Source organism: Amycolatopsis sp. NPDC059235 (assembly GCF_042754125.1).
In the GTDB taxonomy this organism is placed as follows: Bacteria; Actinomycetota; Actinomycetes; order Mycobacteriales; family Pseudonocardiaceae; genus Amycolatopsis; species Amycolatopsis albidoflava.
In genome coordinates, this window is the sequence record NZ_JBHZAG010000144.1 from 1 (window position 1) to 16,217 (window position 16,217).

Annotated in this window: 15 protein-coding genes; 5 read left to right on the forward strand and 10 right to left on the reverse strand. The window is 69.4% G+C overall.

Annotation, left to right across the window (positions count from 1 at the left end):
• Window positions 1-121: 121 nt before the first annotated feature.
• Window positions 122-760 carry a mycofactocin system transcriptional regulator gene (gene mftR / locus ACFXI3_RS44885; protein WP_378408174.1) on the reverse strand — a complete coding sequence of 213 codons (639 nt, stop codon included), beginning with the start codon at window positions 758-760 and terminating at the stop codon, window positions 122-124.
• A gap of 287 nt (window positions 761-1,047) precedes the next feature.
• Here mftR and ACFXI3_RS44890 point away from each other — a divergent pair, with 287 nt between their 5' ends.
• Complete coding sequence (locus ACFXI3_RS44890) at window positions 1,048-1,656, forward strand: acetate uptake transporter (protein ID WP_378408176.1); 609 nt, start codon at window positions 1,048-1,050, stop codon at window positions 1,654-1,656.
• Here the strand turns inward: ACFXI3_RS44890 and ACFXI3_RS44895 are convergent.
• Both ACFXI3_RS44895 and ACFXI3_RS44900 read right to left on the reverse strand, forming a co-directional pair.
• On the reverse strand, window positions 1,653-2,276 hold the full coding sequence (locus ACFXI3_RS44895) for a cupin domain-containing protein (protein WP_378408178.1): 624 nt from the start codon (window positions 2,274-2,276) through the stop codon (window positions 1,653-1,655). The genes ACFXI3_RS44890 and ACFXI3_RS44895 overlap by 4 nt on opposite strands.
• An 82-nt stretch (window positions 2,277-2,358) precedes the next feature.
• Entirely contained in the window at window positions 2,359-2,817 is a 459-nt protein-coding gene (locus ACFXI3_RS44900; RefSeq protein WP_344286120.1) for an Lrp/AsnC family transcriptional regulator, read from the reverse strand.
• Window positions 2,818-2,991: 174 nt separating this feature from the next.
• Here ACFXI3_RS44900 and ACFXI3_RS44905 point away from each other — a divergent pair, with 174 nt between their 5' ends.
• Window positions 2,992-6,432, forward strand: coding sequence for an indolepyruvate ferredoxin oxidoreductase family protein (locus ACFXI3_RS44905; protein WP_378408180.1), 3,441 nt, complete (start codon window positions 2,992-2,994; stop codon window positions 6,430-6,432).
• Between the two features lie 1,005 nt (window positions 6,433-7,437).
• The gene (locus ACFXI3_RS44910; RefSeq protein ID WP_378408182.1) at window positions 7,438-8,799 is read left to right on the forward strand and encodes an IniB N-terminal domain-containing protein; all 1,362 of its coding nucleotides are present in this window, start codon (window positions 7,438-7,440) and stop codon (window positions 8,797-8,799) included.
• Window positions 8,800-8,975: 176 nt separating this feature from the next.
• Here ACFXI3_RS44910 and ACFXI3_RS44915 read toward each other — a convergent pair whose 3' ends face one another.
• Together ACFXI3_RS44915 and ACFXI3_RS44920 are read right to left on the reverse strand one after the other, a co-directional pair.
• The gene (locus ACFXI3_RS44915) at window positions 8,976-9,743 is read right to left on the reverse strand and encodes an SDR family NAD(P)-dependent oxidoreductase (RefSeq protein ID WP_378408184.1); all 768 of its coding nucleotides are present in this window, start codon (window positions 9,741-9,743) and stop codon (window positions 8,976-8,978) included.
• A gap of 20 nt (window positions 9,744-9,763) precedes the next feature.
• A complete protein-coding gene (locus tag ACFXI3_RS44920; RefSeq protein WP_378408186.1) occupies window positions 9,764-11,194 on the reverse strand; it encodes an MFS transporter in 1,431 nt (476 codons plus the stop codon).
• A 52-nt stretch (window positions 11,195-11,246) separates the two neighbouring features.
• On the opposite strand from ACFXI3_RS44920, the gene ACFXI3_RS44925 reads away from it, so the two are divergent.
• Window positions 11,247-11,969 carry a TetR/AcrR family transcriptional regulator gene (locus ACFXI3_RS44925; RefSeq protein ID WP_378408188.1) on the forward strand — a complete coding sequence of 241 codons (723 nt, stop codon included), beginning with the start codon at window positions 11,247-11,249 and terminating at the stop codon, window positions 11,967-11,969.
• A gap of 101 nt (window positions 11,970-12,070) precedes the next feature.
• Here the strand turns inward: ACFXI3_RS44925 and ACFXI3_RS44930 are convergent, their stop codons facing one another.
• The 5 genes from ACFXI3_RS44930 to ACFXI3_RS44950 all read right to left on the reverse strand — a co-directional run bounded on the left by ACFXI3_RS44930 (window position 12,071) and on the right by ACFXI3_RS44950 (window position 15,229).
• Complete coding sequence (locus ACFXI3_RS44930; RefSeq protein WP_378408190.1) at window positions 12,071-12,868, reverse strand: sigma-70 family RNA polymerase sigma factor; 798 nt, start codon at window positions 12,866-12,868, stop codon at window positions 12,071-12,073.
• A gap of 212 nt (window positions 12,869-13,080) precedes the next feature.
• Window positions 13,081-13,584, reverse strand: a complete 504-nt coding sequence (locus ACFXI3_RS44935) for an SRPBCC family protein (RefSeq protein WP_378408192.1) — start codon at window positions 13,582-13,584, stop codon at window positions 13,081-13,083.
• A complete protein-coding gene (locus ACFXI3_RS44940; protein ID WP_378408194.1) occupies window positions 13,581-13,937 on the reverse strand; it encodes a metalloregulator ArsR/SmtB family transcription factor in 357 nt (118 codons plus the stop codon). The genes ACFXI3_RS44935 and ACFXI3_RS44940 overlap by 4 nt, the downstream gene beginning before the upstream one ends.
• A gap of 42 nt (window positions 13,938-13,979) precedes the next feature.
• Window positions 13,980-14,342, reverse strand: a complete 363-nt coding sequence (locus ACFXI3_RS44945) for a DUF5313 family protein (RefSeq protein ID WP_344286129.1) — start codon at window positions 14,340-14,342, stop codon at window positions 13,980-13,982.
• 20 nt (window positions 14,343-14,362) lie between these two features.
• Entirely contained in the window at window positions 14,363-15,229 is an 867-nt protein-coding gene (locus ACFXI3_RS44950; RefSeq protein ID WP_378408196.1) for an RNA polymerase sigma-70 factor, read from the reverse strand.
• A 134-nt stretch (window positions 15,230-15,363) separates the two neighbouring features.
• Between ACFXI3_RS44950 and ACFXI3_RS44955 the strand changes: the two genes are divergently transcribed.
• On the forward strand, window positions 15,364-16,098 hold the full coding sequence (locus ACFXI3_RS44955) for an SDR family oxidoreductase (protein ID WP_378408198.1): 735 nt from the start codon (window positions 15,364-15,366) through the stop codon (window positions 16,096-16,098).
• Window positions 16,099-16,217 lie beyond the last annotated feature (119 nt).

A 16,217-nucleotide genomic window follows, 5' to 3' on the forward strand; every position in this document is an offset into this window, starting at 1 on the left:
TGGGTGGTTGTCAAGGCATCTTTCCAGCCTTGACAACCACCCTTAGACCGTCATCACAATCAAGCTTCGGGGTGCCCCACGCAACCACCACGGCAAGGTCGCCGCCAGGCGACGAGCCGAGTCAAACAACCCCCTCCGGCTCCCCAACAATCACCTCATCGGCAAACCCAGCCGCCAACGCCCGCAACCCGGCATCCAAATACACCGTCAAATCAGCATCAGCCCGAGCCGACCACCGCTCATAAGCAGCCCGGCAAGTAGCCAGCACCGCCCGTCCCACCGCAAGCGGATACAGCGAATCCTCAGCCTGCCCAGTCCGCCGAGCCACAAAACTGATAACAGCCCGCTCCCAAGCGTCATAATGCCGAGTAGCACTAGCCGCCAACTCCGCCACAGTGCTGAGCAGATTCATCCGCATCCGCAACTCAGGCACATCCTCCGCCCGATAATGATTGGCCGCCAACACCGCCCGCCGAACCGCCTCCAGCACGGGAAGATCCTCCGGAGAACCAGCGAGCAACTCCCGGATCGTCTCCACCTCGGAGTCGAACTCGTTCCACAACACGTCGGACTTGGCGTCGTAGTACCGAAAGAACGTCCGCCGGCTAACCCCAGCCACAGCCGCGATCTGATCCACCGTCGTCTCGTGAAACCCCTGCTCAGTGAACAGCCGCAGCGCGATCTCCTCCAGCTGCCGCGCACTGGTCCCCCGAGGCCGACCACGCCGAGGCCGAGCCTCGCCGACCGGATCAGCAGGCATGCCTCCCCCTCCCGCGGACGCTTCTGTCACCGGGTGACAGTACTCGCCCGCCGACGCCTCGCAGCACCTGCGGCCCGCTCGGCACCGCTAAACCCAATCCACAATGGACTGTCGAATACCCGAAGAATGCGCGATGCAACCCGCTAAGTCCGAAATAAACCGCGTTCCCGATTCCGCGTCGGACCACTCGAAAGAGGGACCGGATGGACAGTGGACAAGTCTGTTGCGACAGGTGTCAGATGTGAAGATCCTGCCGCAGCAGAAGCGAAAGCAGAATCGAGGATCCGATGAGTGAAACAGCCGCTCGCCCGGCCTCGCCCGCGACCGCGGCCATCGCCGATCCCGGCCCTCTTGGCCTGGCGGGCTTCGCCGCCACCACCTTCGTCCTGAGCGCGGTCAACGCGGGCCTGATCCCCAAAGCCGTCGAGCCCGTAGTCCTGCCACTGGCCCTGTTCTACGGCGGCCTGGCCCAACTCCTGGCCGGAATGTGGGAATTCCGCAAGAACAACACCTTCGGCGCCACCGCGTTCGGCACCTACGGCGCGTTCTGGCTGGCTTTCGCCTTCTACGTCTGGCAGTTCGCGCCGAAGATCCCGCCCGCCGACGCGGCGACCGCGACCGGGATGTTCCTGTTGGTGTTCACCATCTTCACCGGCTACATGATGATCGCGTCATTGCGCACCAACGCCGTCCTCATCGGAGTGTTCGTCCTCCTGTTCCTGACCTTCCTCTTCCTCACCATCGGCGAACTGGGCGGCGCGGAAAGCGCGGGCAAAATCGGCGGCTGGCTCGGACTGGCCACCGCGGTCGTCGCCTGGTACGGCTCGTTCGCCGTCGTCACCAACGCCACCGCGGGCCGCACGCTGCTCCCGACCGGGCCGATCGGCAAGCGCTAAGAACGCTCAGCGGGTTCGTGCAGGAACAGGATCAGGCAGCCGCCGCGGCTGAACGTCTGGTGCTCGACCTGAGCGGGATAGTCGACGAAGTCGCCACGAGCGCGGCGGGCCGTCACGCGGCTGCCGTCCGGGAAGACCAGTTCGTCGTCGGCCTCGCCGTCCAGGAACAGAAACCGGTGCGCGGTCGGATGCGGGTGCCGTGCCGAGAACGACCCCGGCTCGAAATAGGACAGTCCGACGACGCGTTCGTCGAAAGTCTCGTCAAACGCCACGTCGAGCAGCAGCCGGAACCACAGCCCGGGACTCGATTTCTGCCAGCCGGAAGGCCCGAACACGTCCTCGGCCGGTTCCCCGAGCCGCTCGCCGCTGATGCTCAGCGCGAGACAGCCGTCCGGGCTGGACAGTGCGCCGTCAGCGGCGAGGTAAGCACCGGCGCGATGGTGCGCGAGAGTGCCTTCCAGCACCAACACCCGGTCGCCGGGATCGGGCAGCGCCGCCCCGGCGCCCAGCCGGACCAGCGTGAACGAGTCGCCACGGGACTGCAGCAGGTCTTTCGTCCAGACCCCGGATCCGGCCTCGGTCCAGCCTGCGGGAGAAAAAGTCGCGGTGTGGCTCGGCATGGCATCCCTTCGACGCGTCACCTCGACCATGCCGACGCGCGAAACCGGACGGCAACCGGATCGCCCCGATGCTGCCCGAAGGTCACTCCGGCCGGTCCTCGCCGCGCACCCACGAGTCGAGCACGATCAGGGTCCGCGTGCTGGTGATCCGGTGGCTGCGCCGCAGTTCGTCGATCGTGCTCTGCAGGTGCGCCATGTCGCGGCTGCGCAGCCACACCACCGCGTCCGGGTCGCCGGCGATGGTGAACACCGCCTGCGCCTCCGGGATCCGCGTGGTGGTCTCCACGATCTCGGACACGTTCGTGCTGCCGAAGAACCTCAGCTGCGCGAACGCCTCGATGCCCCAGCCGAGTTTCGCGTGGTCGACCTGCACGGTGAAGCCGGTGATCACGCCCTTCTCCCGGAGCCGGTCGACGCGCCGCTTCACCGCCGCGGTGGAGAGCGAGACCCGCCCGGCGATGTCCGAGAACGTGCGCCGGGCGTCCTCGCGGAGCAACGCGATGATTTCGTGGTCGGTCGCGTCCAGCAGTTCTTCGGCCATGAGCGGCATCGTACGCAACAGATCTGCCCGATCCGCCCTCTCGCGCGTCATCCTTTGCGTCCTTGCCACTACAGTGGCCGGGCACGTTGCGCCCGGGCTCAGGGGTGGGGTGAGGTGGCTCACGTCCCAACGGCGGGTGCCCGTGGGCTGATGGCGTGCGGAAGGGAAGTGCGGATGAACGCCTTCACGTTGGAAGACCGGTACGTGCGCGAAGCGGGCACTGTCTACTTGACCGGGGTGCAGGCGCTGGTGCGCGTCCTGCTCGACCGGATCCGGCTGGACCGCGAAAACGGCGCGGACTCGGCGGCCTTCGTGTCCGGGTACCAGGGCTCGCCACTCGGCGGGTTCGACCTGGAGCTGGCGCGGCGATCCGGTTTGCTGGCCGAGCACAACATCGTGCACAAGCCGGGCGTCAACGAGGAACTCGGCGCGACCGCGGTCATGGGCAGCCAGCTGGCCGCCCGAGCAGGCACGATGCGCCCCGACGGCGTCGTCGGCATGTGGTACGGCAAGGCCCCGGGCCTCGACCGGGCCACCGACGCGCTGCGGCACGCGAACCTCGCCGGCACCGACCCGCGCGGCGGCGCGGTCGCGCTGGTCGGCGACGACCCCAACGCGAAATCCTCGACCATCCCGTGTGCGTCCGAGCACGCGCTCGCCGACCTCGCGATGCCGGTGTTCTTCCCGGCCGACGCGCAGGACGTGCTGGAGCACGGCAGGCACGCGGTCGAACTTTCCCGCGCGAGCGGGCTGTGGTCGTCGATGAAGATCGTCGCGAACGTCGCCGACTCCGGCGGCACCGCGCTGGTCGATTCGGAATGGACCGCGCCGGAAATGCCCGAGGGCGCGTACAAGCACCAGCCGAACAGCCGTCTTCTCGGGCCGGAGCTGATCACGCTCGAGCACAGCCTGCACCGCGTCCGGCTGCCGCTCGCGATGGAATACGTGCGCGCCAGCGGAATCAACCGGATCGTCCGGTCCGGACCGAACGACCGGGTCGGCATCGTCACCGCCGGGAAGTCCTATTTGGACCTTCGGCAGGCGCTGCGGATGCTGGGTCTCGACGAGTCCGAACTGTCCCGCTACGGCATCCGGCTGCTGAAGCTCGGCGTCGTGTACCCGGTCGAACCGGGCATCATCAAGGAATTCGCCGAGGGCCTCGACGAAATCCTGGTGATCGAGGAGAAGCGCGCGCTGGTCGAACCGGCGATCAAGGAGATCCTCTACGGCCGCACCGGCGCGCCGCGGGTGTACGGCAAGTCCGATGAGCGCGGCCAGGTGCTGTTCACCGAACTCGGCGAACTGGACCCGGACCGCATCGCCAGCGGTCTGGCCAAACGGCTGCCGGACGCGGAACCTGTCGCGGCGTGGAAGCAGCGGCGTCGCCGGGAGCGGATTTCGGTGCCGCTGCTGGCTCGCACGCCGTACTTCTGCTCCGGCTGCCCGCACAACTCGTCCACCAAGGTCCCGGACGGCACGCTCGTCGGCGCCGGAATCGGTTGCCACACCATGGCTTTGTTCATGGAGCCGGAGCAGGTCGGCGAGGTTGTCGGGCTGACCCAGATGGGCGGCGAGGGCGCGCAATGGATCGGCATGGCCCCGTTCGTCGAGACGCCGCACCTGATGCAGAACATCGGCGACGGTACGTTCATGCACTCCGGCAGCCTCGCGGTGCGCGCGGCGGTCGCGGCGGGCGTCGACATCACGTACAAGCTGCTCTACAACTCCGCGGTCGCGATGACCGGCGGCCAGGACGCTGTCGGCGGGCTGTCCGTGGAGAAGGTCGCTGCGCTGCTGCTGACCGAGGGTGCGGCGAAGGTCGTCATCACCTCGGACGCGCCGCGTCGGCTGCGGAAGCGCAAGCTGCCGCGCGGGGTCGAGGTGCGTGATCGGTCGGAACTTCTTCGTACGCAAGAAGAACTGGCGGCGCATCGCGGTGTCACGGTGCTGATTCACGAGCAGGAATGCGCGGCGGAGAAGCGGCGCAAGCGGCGTCGCGGGAAGCAGGAAACGCCTGCGCGCAAGGTGTTCGTGAACGAGCGTGTCTGCGAAGGCTGCGGCGACTGTGGCGTGAAGTCGAATTGTCTTTCGGTGCAACCGGTTGAGACCGAGTTCGGCCGTAAAACCCAGATCCACCAGGCTTCGTGCAACGTCGACTACTCGTGCCTCGACGGCGACTGCCCGTCGTTCCTGACCGTCGTCCCGACCGGCGAGGTCAAGCGTCGGCATCTGGCCCCGATCAGCGCGGACGTCCTGCCGGAGCCGGAGAAGACCCTGTCCGACGTCGCTGTGCGGATCACCGGCATCGGCGGCACCGGCGTGGTCACCGTGGCGCAAATCCTTGGTGTCGCTGGGGTTCTCGACGGCAAGCAGGTGCGCACCCTCGACCAGACCGGCCTCGCGCAGAAGGGCGGCGCGGTCGTCTCGGACGTGAAGATCTCCACCGGTGAGGTTGAGCAGGCTCCGAAACTCGCCAACGGCGAGTGCGACCTCTACCTCGCGTGCGACGCACTGGTCGCCGCCGACCCGGCGTACCTCGGCGTGGCCGACGCCGGGCGGACGGTCGCCGTCGTGTCCACTTCGGAGGTTCCGACCGGTCGAATGGTGGTGGACAAGGAAGTTTCGTACCCGGACCAGTCGAGCATCCGCGGCGCGCTCGGCGACGCGACCGCCGCCGGGCACTACCTCGACGCGCGCGGTCTCGCGGAGCAGATCTTCGGCGACGACCAGTTCGCCAACATCCTGCAGCTCGGCGCGGCCTACCAGACCGGCTCGCTGGCGGTGACCGCGGAAAGCCTGGAACAGGCCATCAAGATCAACGGGACCGCGGTGGAGACGAACCTGCAGGCGTTCCGGCGCGGTCGGCAGCTGGTCGCCGACCCGGACGCGCTCGACGCGGAGCTCTCGCCGTCGTCGTCGGAGGCCCCGGCCGCTGTGGACGCGGAAGCGGTCCGCCGGGTGCGCGCGCTGGTGCGGGCCGACGGCGAACTCGCCCGGGTGCTCGATCTGCGTATTCCGGACCTCATCGCCTACCAGGACGAGCGGTACGCGCGGCAGTACGCGGAGTTCGTCGAGCGGATCCGCACGCGCGCCAGCGCTTCGGTGACCGAGGCGGTCGCGCGCAACCTCTACAAGCTCATGGCCTACAAGGACGAGTACGAGGTGGCGCGGCTGTCGCTGGACCCGCAGCTGACCGCGGAAATCGAAGCCCAGTTCGGCGTCGGCACGCGATTCGCGCACCGGCTGCACCCGCCGGTGCTGCGCGCGCTGGGCATGAACCGCAAGATCAGCCTAGGCGGCCGCAGCGTCCGGCCCGCGTTCGCGGCGCTGAAGGCGATGCGCAAGCTTCGCGGGACGAAGCTGGACCCGTTCGGCCGCGCGGAGGTCCGCCGGGTCGAGCGGGCGCTGATCGGGGAGTACCGGCAGGCGCTGACGCGCGCCATCGAGGTCGCCGACCGCGGCGACGCCCGGCTGGTCGAGCTCGCCGCGCTGCCGGACTCGGTGCGCGGGTACGAGGAGATCAAGCTGGCCAACGTGGCGGCCTACCGGAGGCGGCAGGAGGAGCTGCTGAAGGAACTGGAGATGCCGGACTCGGTGCGGGTCGCGACTGCTTGAGGTGAGCCGGGGGCTGCTGCGGGGCGGGTTTGTTCCGCAGCAGCTTTGGGGGAGGTTGGCCGGTTGGGCCGCTGGGTTCAGTTCCGGTCGCGACTGCTTGAGGGGGCGGGGAGCCGCTGCGGGACGGGTTTGTGCCGCAGCAGCTTCGGGACGACGTTGGCCGGTTGGGCTGCTGGGTTCGGTGCGGGTCGCGACTGCCTGAGGGGGCCGGGAGCCGCCGCGAGGGTGGGGATGGTGTCGCAGCGCCGCCGGTTGCTTCGGCTTGATGGCGGTGCCGCGTTAGGAGCAAGCCATCCGCTGGCGGCACCGGATCCGCGCAGGTCGCGACTGCTTGGCGGGAGCTGCTGTGGGGCGGGGGCGGGGGCGGTGTCGTCGCAGCGGTGGTTGTTTCGGTTCGGGCGAGCCTCCGCCGGAATCCGCGCGGGGCGCTCCTGACTGATGCTCCGGCCGCTTAGGCCTGCCGTCCGGTTGCACCGCCGGAGAGAGAGCTTTGCCCCACGCCCAGCGGCGGATTCCGCGAAGAACTCCACCGATCGAAGCGAGATCAACCCCGCAAAACCCCATTCAACGCGCATTCCGCGCCCCTCTTCCGCGCGATGCCGAAAAACGGCGAGAACACGAGCGAACCCGATCTCCCCACCGTTTCGGCCGCCCCGTCGAGCCCGGCCCTGCCCGAAAAGCCTTGTAGGTGTCACACCAATGGGTGGTCCTGGCGAACCTCTCCGGGCGACCCGCGTCCGTCCCCCGATCGGTGGGGTGGGCGGCGCTCGGCGGGGTGCTCCGCGGGCAGGCCTGTGACCAGTGCAGACGCGCCGAATCCCCTAATGCCCCTAATCGGGGGATCGATAAAGTCCCTAGTGGGTGCCCCGGCTAACCCGGGTGACCCCCCGATGGCGGGCAATCGGCGGAGTCCTATGTTCGGAAAAGGAGCCGGCTCTGGGGCCGGCTCGTCCGTTTCTCGGACACCCCACCCCGATCCGTTGTCACCACAGGAGAATACGAACTATGGGCCCGGTGCAGACGCTGCACGAATTCGCGCTGAACCTGCTGAACGACCCGCAGTCGATGGCGGACTACAAAGCTGACCCGCAAGGCGTGCTGAACGGCGCCGGTCTCAGCGAGCTGAACCCGTCGGACGTGCAGGACATCATGCCGCTGGTCATGGACAGCGCCCCGCTGCCCGCCGCTCCCGCCGTCCCGGCCGTTCCCGCGGTGCCGGCCGTTCCCGCGGTGCCGGCCGTTCCCGCGGTGCCGGGCGTCCCGGCTGCCCCGAGCATCCCGGCCGTGCCGGGCGTGCCCGCCGCGCCGAGCGTTCCGTCGGCTGACCTGGCCGGCGCCTTCGACAAGGCCGACGCCGCCGCCGAGCCGGTCGCGCACCAGGTCGGCGACGGCCTCGGCGGCCTGGCCGGCGCGCTGCCGAACCTCAGCCCGGTCTTCGAGGGCGTCAGCAACGTCGCCGACGCGACCGGCCTGAACACCGTCACCCACGGCACCCTGGGCGCGGTCTCCGGCGTGCTGGACCACGTCGCCGGCGCGACGCACCCGATCCCGGTCGTCGGCCCGATCCTCGACGCCGCCGCGATCGACACCCAGAACACCGTCAACGCGGTGGGCGAGCACGTCTTCGACGGCAAGCTCGTCGGCTCCGCGGTCGACGCCACCACCAACCACCTCGGCGACGCGCTGACGTGGAAGGCCGTGGTCTCCGAGACCGCGAAGATCCCCGGCGTCGGCGGCCCGGTCAGCGGCGTCGTCGAGGACGTCCGCCAGGGCGGCTCGCACCTGCTGGGCACCGTCAACGAGGCGATCGGCTCGACCCCGGTGGGCGAGCACGGCGACCTCCGCGCCGACCTGACCAACGCCACCGGCGACCTGACCTCGGCCGGCGACCTGTCCGGCACGCTGGACCACGCCGCGGGCGCCGTTCCGGGCCTCCCGGCGGTTCCGGGCGTTCCGGCGGTGCCGGGCGCGGGCGAGCTGCCGCAGGTGCCGGGCGTCGGTGCGCTGCCGCAGGTCCCGGGTGTCGGTGCGCTGCCGCAGGCCCCGTCGGTCCCGGGCGTCGGCGAGCTGCCGCACGCTCCGGAGCTGCCGTCGCTCCCGGCCGCCCCGAACGCGGGTTCGCTGACCCACGCCATCGAGGGTGCGACCGCGCACGCGCCGGCCGTCAACGCGGCCGCGCAGCACGTCACGAGCACCGTCCAGGACGCCGTCGAGACCGGCACCCAGCACGCGACGACCGGCGAGCTGCCGGACGCCGCGCACGCCGCGCCGCTCAACGAGGTCCAGAACCACCTGCACGACGTCGCGGGCGGCCTCGAGTCGCACGCGAGCAACGTGCACCTGGACAGCCTGCACCTGGGTCACTGATCCTGGCGTAGCAAGGGCTTTCCCGCCGCGGGCCTGGACCGGTTACGGTCTGGGCCCGCGGTGTTTTTTGTGCCGGGCGGAAAGGACAGCGATGGCTGGCCGCCGGGCGAGAGCGGTCCGCACGACGTCGCGTGCTGGGCGGCCGGTGTCCTTTGCGTCGTGCAGCGAGGGCAGAATCACCGGTGCACCAAGGGTTGTTCGGCGATCTTCTCTGCGTCGGGCAGCAAGGACAACAGCGGTTGGCCGTCGAGGAAGAGGCCGCCGGTCGGGCCGTCGGGCGGGAGCGTCGCGGCCCACACCACGCCGCGGGCGCTTTCGAGTGCGGGGCGGGCAGTGTCCTCGTCGCCGCGTTCGGGATGGGTGGCCGTTTCTCCTGGATCGACGGCGTTGACGAGGATCGGGGTGTCGCGCAGCGCCGAGGCGAGCACGCCGGTCAGGGTGTTCAGCGCGTGCTTGGCGAACGAATGCGCCGGGGCGCGCAGGCTCGCGCCGAGGTCGAGTCCGGTGGAAATCTGCAGCGCGGAAACGCTGGAAACATTGACGATCCGCGCCGCCGGTGCGGCTTTCAGCAGCGGCAGCAGCAACTGCGTCAGCTGCCACGGGCCGAGGACGTCAATGTCCAATGCGGACTGGACGGCGGCCAGGTCGGCGTCGAGCGCGGACAGCGTGGCGAAATCGACGACGTCGCTGGCGTTGTTGACCAGCACGTCGAGGTGGCCGAAGGAGTCGGCGACGTAGTCGGCGGCGGCGGTCATGGTGGCGAGATCGGCGAGGTCGAGCCGCACCGCGGCGGCGTTCGGGAGGCGCGCGGCGAGGGATTCGGCTCGGGACAGGTCGCGAGCGGTGAGGATGACGTGATAGTCCTGTTCGGACAGCAGCCGGGCGATGGCGAATCCGATTCCGGCGGCCCGGCTGGTTCCGGTGATCAGGGCGGTTTTAGGCACTGCGATACTCATTTCACGGGTTATTGGGCGGAATGCTTCGGAAGGAATCCGACGAGGGCCAGCGCCACGAGATACAGGCCGGCGCAGATGCCGAAAACCAGTTCCGCGGCAGGGATCCAGGACGGCGCGGCGGACGGTCCGACGCGGGCGAAAAACACCGTGCCGAGCGCGGCGACACCGATGGCTCCGGCGAATTGCTGGGCGGCGTTGAGCATTCCGGAACCACTGCCGACTTCTTCGGGCGTCGCGTCGCCGAGGATGAAATCGAAGAGCGGAATGAACAGCAATCCGGAACCGGCACCGGTGACGAACAGCGCGGGGGCGAGCTGCCAGATGGTGACGGCGGCGCCCCAGTGCGCGATCGACCACCACAGGACGAGCAGGCCGACGACGGCGATGGCGAGTCCTAAGTGGAGCGACGCGCGGCCGAGTTTCGCGGCGAGCACGGCACCGGACAACAGGGTCGCGATCGCCGTGCCGGCGGCCCAGGGGAGCAGGGCGAATCCGGACTGCAGCGGCGTCCAGCCGAGGCCGGACTGCAGCAGCAGGTTCACGACCAGCACGAATCCGCTGAGCGAGGCGTAAAACCCGCCGGTGATCAGCAGGCCGAACACGAAGCCGCGCTTGGAAAACAGCGACGGCGCGATGACCGGATGGCTGCTGCGGCGTTCGGACCTGGCGAATAGGACGAAGGCGACGACACCGGCGGCCATCAGCACATACGTCCACACGGGCCAGCCGAGCTCGCGGCCTTGGATGAGCGGCACGATGAGCAGCGCTGACGCGGCGGTGAGCAGGCTGACGCCGCGCAGGTCGAGGCGGGCGCCGCGGTCCTCGCCGCTGTGCCGCGGCAGCACGCGCAGGGCGAGCAGTCCGGCGAGGATGCCGAACGGGACGTTGATCAGGAAGATCGAGCGCCATTCGCTGCCGAAGAGGTTCAGGTGCAGCAGCCAGCCGGCGAGGATCGGGCCGGCGACGGTAGCCAGGCCCATGATCGGGCCGAACGGCATCAGGGCTTTGCGCAGCTGATCGGGCGGGAAGACGACCTTCACCAGCGCGATGCCCTGCGGGATCATCGCCGCGCCGAACAGGCCCTGGAACACGCGGGCCCCGATCAGGAACCCGGGGCTGGGCGCGAGGCCGCAGGCCAGCGACGCGAGGGTGAAGCCGGTCATGCCGAGCAGGAACAGCCTGCGGCGGCCGAGCAGGTCGCCGAGGCGGCCGGACGTCACGAGGCCGAGCGCGAACGCGGCGGTGTAGGCCGACAGGACCCACTGCAGGGTCACCGGCCCGCCGCCGAGGTCGGAGCGGATCGAGGGGCCGGCGAGGGCGGCGACGCTGGTGTCGATGAGGTCCATCAGGTCGGCGATCACCACCACGACCAGCACCAGCCACGCCTGGGCCAGCGGAAGCGGCTCGGCGCGCGGGGACGAACTAAGTTCAGTAGTCACGAACTAAGTTCTAGATGACGAACTAAGTTCGTGTCAAGCTATAGTGGCGGACATGCCCGCTGATCCCCGAGAGCGTCGCGCCGCCCGGCACGCGTCCACCGGCGCCGAAACCGCGCCGAAACCGCGGAAAGAACCCATCACGGTCGACCGGATCACCGACGCCGCGCTGCAGGTCGTCGCCACCGAGGGGTATGACGCGCTGACCGTCCGCCGGGTCACCGCGGTGCTCGGCACCGGGCCGTCGTCGCTGTACGCGCACATCGTCAACAAAGAGGATCTCGACGATCTGCTCATCGGCAGGCTCTGCGCGCAGGTCGAACTGCCCGAACCGGACCCGGCGACGTGGCGGCAGCAGGTTCTGGAGGTCTACGGGCAGATCCGCGACCTGTACCTGAAGTACCCCGGGGTGTCCCGCGCCGCGCTCGCGATGGTTCCGACGCACCTCGAAACGCTGCGGATCAGCGAAGGGATCCTGGCGATTCTGCTGGCCGGCGGCGTCGAACCGCAGACCGCCGCGTGGGCGCTGGATTCGTTGACGCTCTACGTGACCGCTTACGCCTGGGAGGTTTCGCTGGTCCGGCAACGGCAGCAGCACGGCGGCGAGTGGGTGCTCAGCCGGGAGGAGCTGGTCGAGCGGTTCGCCGGGCTACCGGAGGAGAAGTTCCCGCGCACCCGCCAGTACGCGGCGGAGCTGACATCCGGCGCCGGGCATGACCGGTTCGACTTCATGGTCAACCTGATCACGCGGAACCTGGCCGGCGAGGCTTCGGGATAGCGAAAGATCCGTGAGGGGAACCCTGACGGAATCAGAGTCCCTCAGGGTTCCCCTCACGGACGTCTGGGCAAGGGCCAGGGCAGGCCGCGTATGACGTTCGGTTAGCGGGGTTCTGGGATTGCCGGATCGCAGCAGCCGGTCATTCGCGGCAGTTCGCGGTTGACCTCGGCGAGTTCGGCGGCGACCGCGTGGCACGGTTCGCAGACAGCCAAGTGTCCGGCGAGGACGCCGGCTCGGCGGGCGGGCAGGGTGCCGCGCAGCCATGCGCCCATCCGGCGGCGGACTTCTTGGCACTGCGGCAATTTCGCGTCCGGCACCTGGACTTGCAGGTACGCCTGCCGCAGTCCTTCGCGGGCTCGGCGGGCGAGCACGGCGACGCCGTTCGGCGAAACGCCGAGCACCGGGGCGAGTTCCGCCGGAGTGTCGCCCTCGGCGGACATGCGCCACAACACTGTCCGCCAGCGGCCGGGCAGGGTTCGGTAGGCCGACCACACCAGTCGGTCTTCCGAGCGCATCACGGCGAGTTCGTCAGCGCCGCCGTCGAGAGTTACGGGTTCCGGAACGGTCGCATAGAGATCGATACGATTTTCGTGGCGACTCCACCGGGCGAACAGGTTTCGCATAGTGGCCACGAGATACGCGGGCGCGTTGGATTCCGGGCCGCCGCCTGCCGCGACCGTGCTCAGCACGCGGGCGAAGGCTTCGGCGACCAGGTCGTCGCGTTCGGCCTGCTGGCGCATCAAACCGGCGGCGACGCGGCGCATCAGCGTGACGTGCCGCCGGAACAATTCGCCGCCTGCCTGGCAATCCCCGGCGCGTACGGCGGCGAGAAGTTCGGCGTCGCTGCGCTCGTCCTCTCGCGCATCGGTGACCAGAGTGCTGCCCAGCGTCGTCTCCACCGTGCACCTCCCACCGGACTGGCCCACACCTCGTCACGCGGGACTACTGAAAGTAACTGGTACAGCAGTGTACTCCATATGGCGGCGGGGATCGGGCAGTCGGCCGCGCGATTCGGGTTCGGCCGCCGCTGTCAGCCATCCGGGGAAGTCTTGGCTGCTCAAGGGGATTTCGTTCGGCCGCCGACTGTCCGAAGTGGACTATTGACGCGGGGTCAGGAAAACTTTCCGGCCAATTCGGTGAAATAGGGCGTCATCGCCGGGTGGTAATCGGCGAAGTCGGGCCTCGGCGTGCCGTCGAAGGCGGCGGCGAACATGTCGAGGTAGTACTCCCAGCCGGGGCCGGCGTCCGGGATCTTGTCCGCCGAGTCCAGGTGGTGCACCAGCTGCAGTTCCGTTGCCGCGCCTCGGGACTCGAGCCGCAGCTCCATCCGCCACGCCCCGGATTCGTCGGTTGACGAAACAGCCAAGCGGTGCGGCGGCTCGCAGGCGTCGATCCGAAGATCCATCCAGGGCTCCTCTTCCTCGAACACCATCTGGACCTGGATCATCCGACCGGGTGTCCCGTCGCCCTTCCAGGGGCCGAACCAGCGCGCGGTGCGTTCGGGCTCGGTGATCGCGGCCCACACGTCGTCGATCGGCGCGCGGAAAGTGCGCGGCAGGACCAGGTCGATGCTGTCGGCGAGGCGGTGCGCTCTGGCAGTGGGCACGGGTTTCATGCGGTGTTTTCCTCTCCGGAAGCGGTATCCCGGCGGCGTTCGCGACGGGTGCGGTGGACCTCGGTCTCCAGTGCGTCGAGTCGCTGCTGCCACGCCGGCGGCGCGACAAGCTGGGTGAGCCAGGCGGTGAGTTCGGCGAATCCCTGCGCGTCGAGCGCGTAAAACCGTTGCCTGCCCACGAGTTCGTCGCGCACCAGCCCGCTTTCCCGCAGCACGCGCAGATGCCGCGACACCGCGGGCCGGCTGATGTCGAAGCGCGCGGCGATCTCCCCGGCGGGCAGCCGCTGCCGCCGCAGGAGCGTCAGAATGTCCCGCCGCACCGGGTCGGCGATCGCGTTGGCGACCAGATCCACGAGCAGAAGCGTAACCCGGCGGTTACGCTTTCGGCAAGCACGTCACGGCCAGGTCGACGCACCGCCGCGGCGTTTGCGGACCGCTTTCCCCGCGCCGGGCGGGAAACCGTGCTTGGCGAGCCGGACCTCGGCGAGTTCGTCGGCGCTGGTGACGGTGAGGAACAGGCTCAGCAGCAGGCTGATCAGCAGCGCGGCGATGATCATTCCGGCGGGCATCGGCGTGACCAGGCTGAGCACGACGTAGCCCGCGATCAGCCAGGGCAGCGCCTCGACGAAGATCCGGAACGCGAAGCGCAGCACCCAGGTTTTCGCGGTCGCGTCGTGCAGCACCCACTCGCGGTACTCGTCGGGGAGTACCCCGCCGTACACGTAGTGCAGCCAGCGCACCGGGCCGGGACGCTTCATGCCCGCCGGGTACCCCGTGCTCAGGCGGTATACGCCCCGAGCTTGGCCGGGTTCATCAGCCAGAACAGCCGGTCGATGCCCTCGGCCGACGCGGACACGGTGAGCACCGCGATCACCGCCCCGCTGTGGCTCACCACCGCCGCGGGCTGGCCGTTGACGTCGCTCCAGCCCACCTCGGTGCCAGGCCAGAAGCGGCCGGCGAACGCACGGACGTACTTCGCCACCGTGACCGCGCCGACCACTGGAATCCGCGTCGCGCGGACCGCGCCGCCGCCGTCGGAGTAGCTGACGACGTCCTCGGCGAGCAGCTTCTCCAGCGTCGCGAGGTCGCCGGTGCGCGCGGCGTCCACGAACGCGGTGAGCAACCGCCGCTGTTCCGAGGGCTCGACAGGCGTTCGGCGTTCCGCGGCGAGGTGTTTGCGCGCACGGCTGACCAGTTGGCGTGCGCTGACCTCGGTGGTCTGCACGATGTCGGCGATCTGCTGGTACGGGTAGTCGAACGCCTCGCGCAGCACGTACGCGGCGCGTTCCGTCGGCGGCAGCTTCTCCAGCAGGAACAACACGGCGACCTCGAGCGCTGCGCCCCGCTCGGCGCCGAGCGCCGGGTCGGCGGAGGTGTCGATCGGCTCGGGAAGCCAGGGGCCGACGTAGGTTTCGTGCCGGACGCGTGCGGTCTGGCTCGCGGTGATGGCCAGCCGGGTCGTGGTGGTGGCGAGGAACGCGCCCGGGTCGCGGACGGCCGAGCGGTCACAGGTCTGCCAGCGCAGCCAGACGTCCTGCAGGAGGTCTTCGGCGTCGGCGACGCTGCCGAGCATCCGGTAGGCGATGCCGAACAGCCGCGGCCGGACCTGCGCGAACACCGAGGCGGCCTCGGCGAGTTCCTCCATCTGCGGCGTGTTCCTTCCTCCTCCGGCGGGCATTCGCGAGCTTAGCGGGCAGGGGTGTCACAAATCGGCGCGCTGTCCGGTCCTGACTGGCGACGCTCGCGGCGGCCGTCGCGGCGGAAACGGAGGGAACGAGCATGAAGATCGTCGTGATCGGCGGGACCGGGCGGATCGGTTCGCAGGTCGTGCACCTGCTTGAGGGGCACGAGGTCGTGGCGGCCGCGCCGAGCACCGGCGTGAACACGCTGACCGGCGAAGGGCTGTCCGGCGTGCTGCGGGGCGCTGAGGTGCTGGTGGACGTGTCGAATTCACCGTCGTTCGCGGACGACGACGTCATGGAGTTCTTCCAGCGCTCGACCGGGAATCTGGTGCGGGCCGCGCGTGAGGCCGGGGTCGGCCACTTCGTCGCGCTGTCCGTCGTGGGTGCCGACGAGCTGCCGGATTCCGGTTACCTGCGGGCGAAGGCCGCGCAGGAGAAGCTGATCGAGGACAGCGGGCTGAACTACACGATCGTGCGGGCGACGCAGTTCCTGGAGTTCGCGGTCGCGATCGCGGACACCTCGACGGTCGACGGCGTGGTCCGGCTTTCCGACGGCGGCGCGCAGCCGATCGCGGCGGAGGACGTCGCGGTGGCGGTCGCGCGGGCGGCGGGCGAGCCGGCGGTCGGCGGGATCGTCGAGATCGGCGGTCCGGACGTGCTGCCGATGGACGAGTGGATCCGGCGGGTGCTGACCGCGCGGAAGGACCCGCGCGAGGTGGTGACCGACCCGGACGCGAAGTACTTCGGGACGGTGCTGGGCAAGGACAGCCTGGTTCCGGCGGAAGGTTCGTGGCGGGGCAAGGTCGGGCTCGCGGAGTGGTTGGGCCGGTGAAGCTCGTGAGTGGCGGGGGGGGGGGGGGGGGGGCGCGCCCCCCCCCCCCCCCGGGAAAAACGGAGGCGGTGCGGGTGGTTATAAAAAAAAAAAAACACACAAACAACAACAAAAAAAAA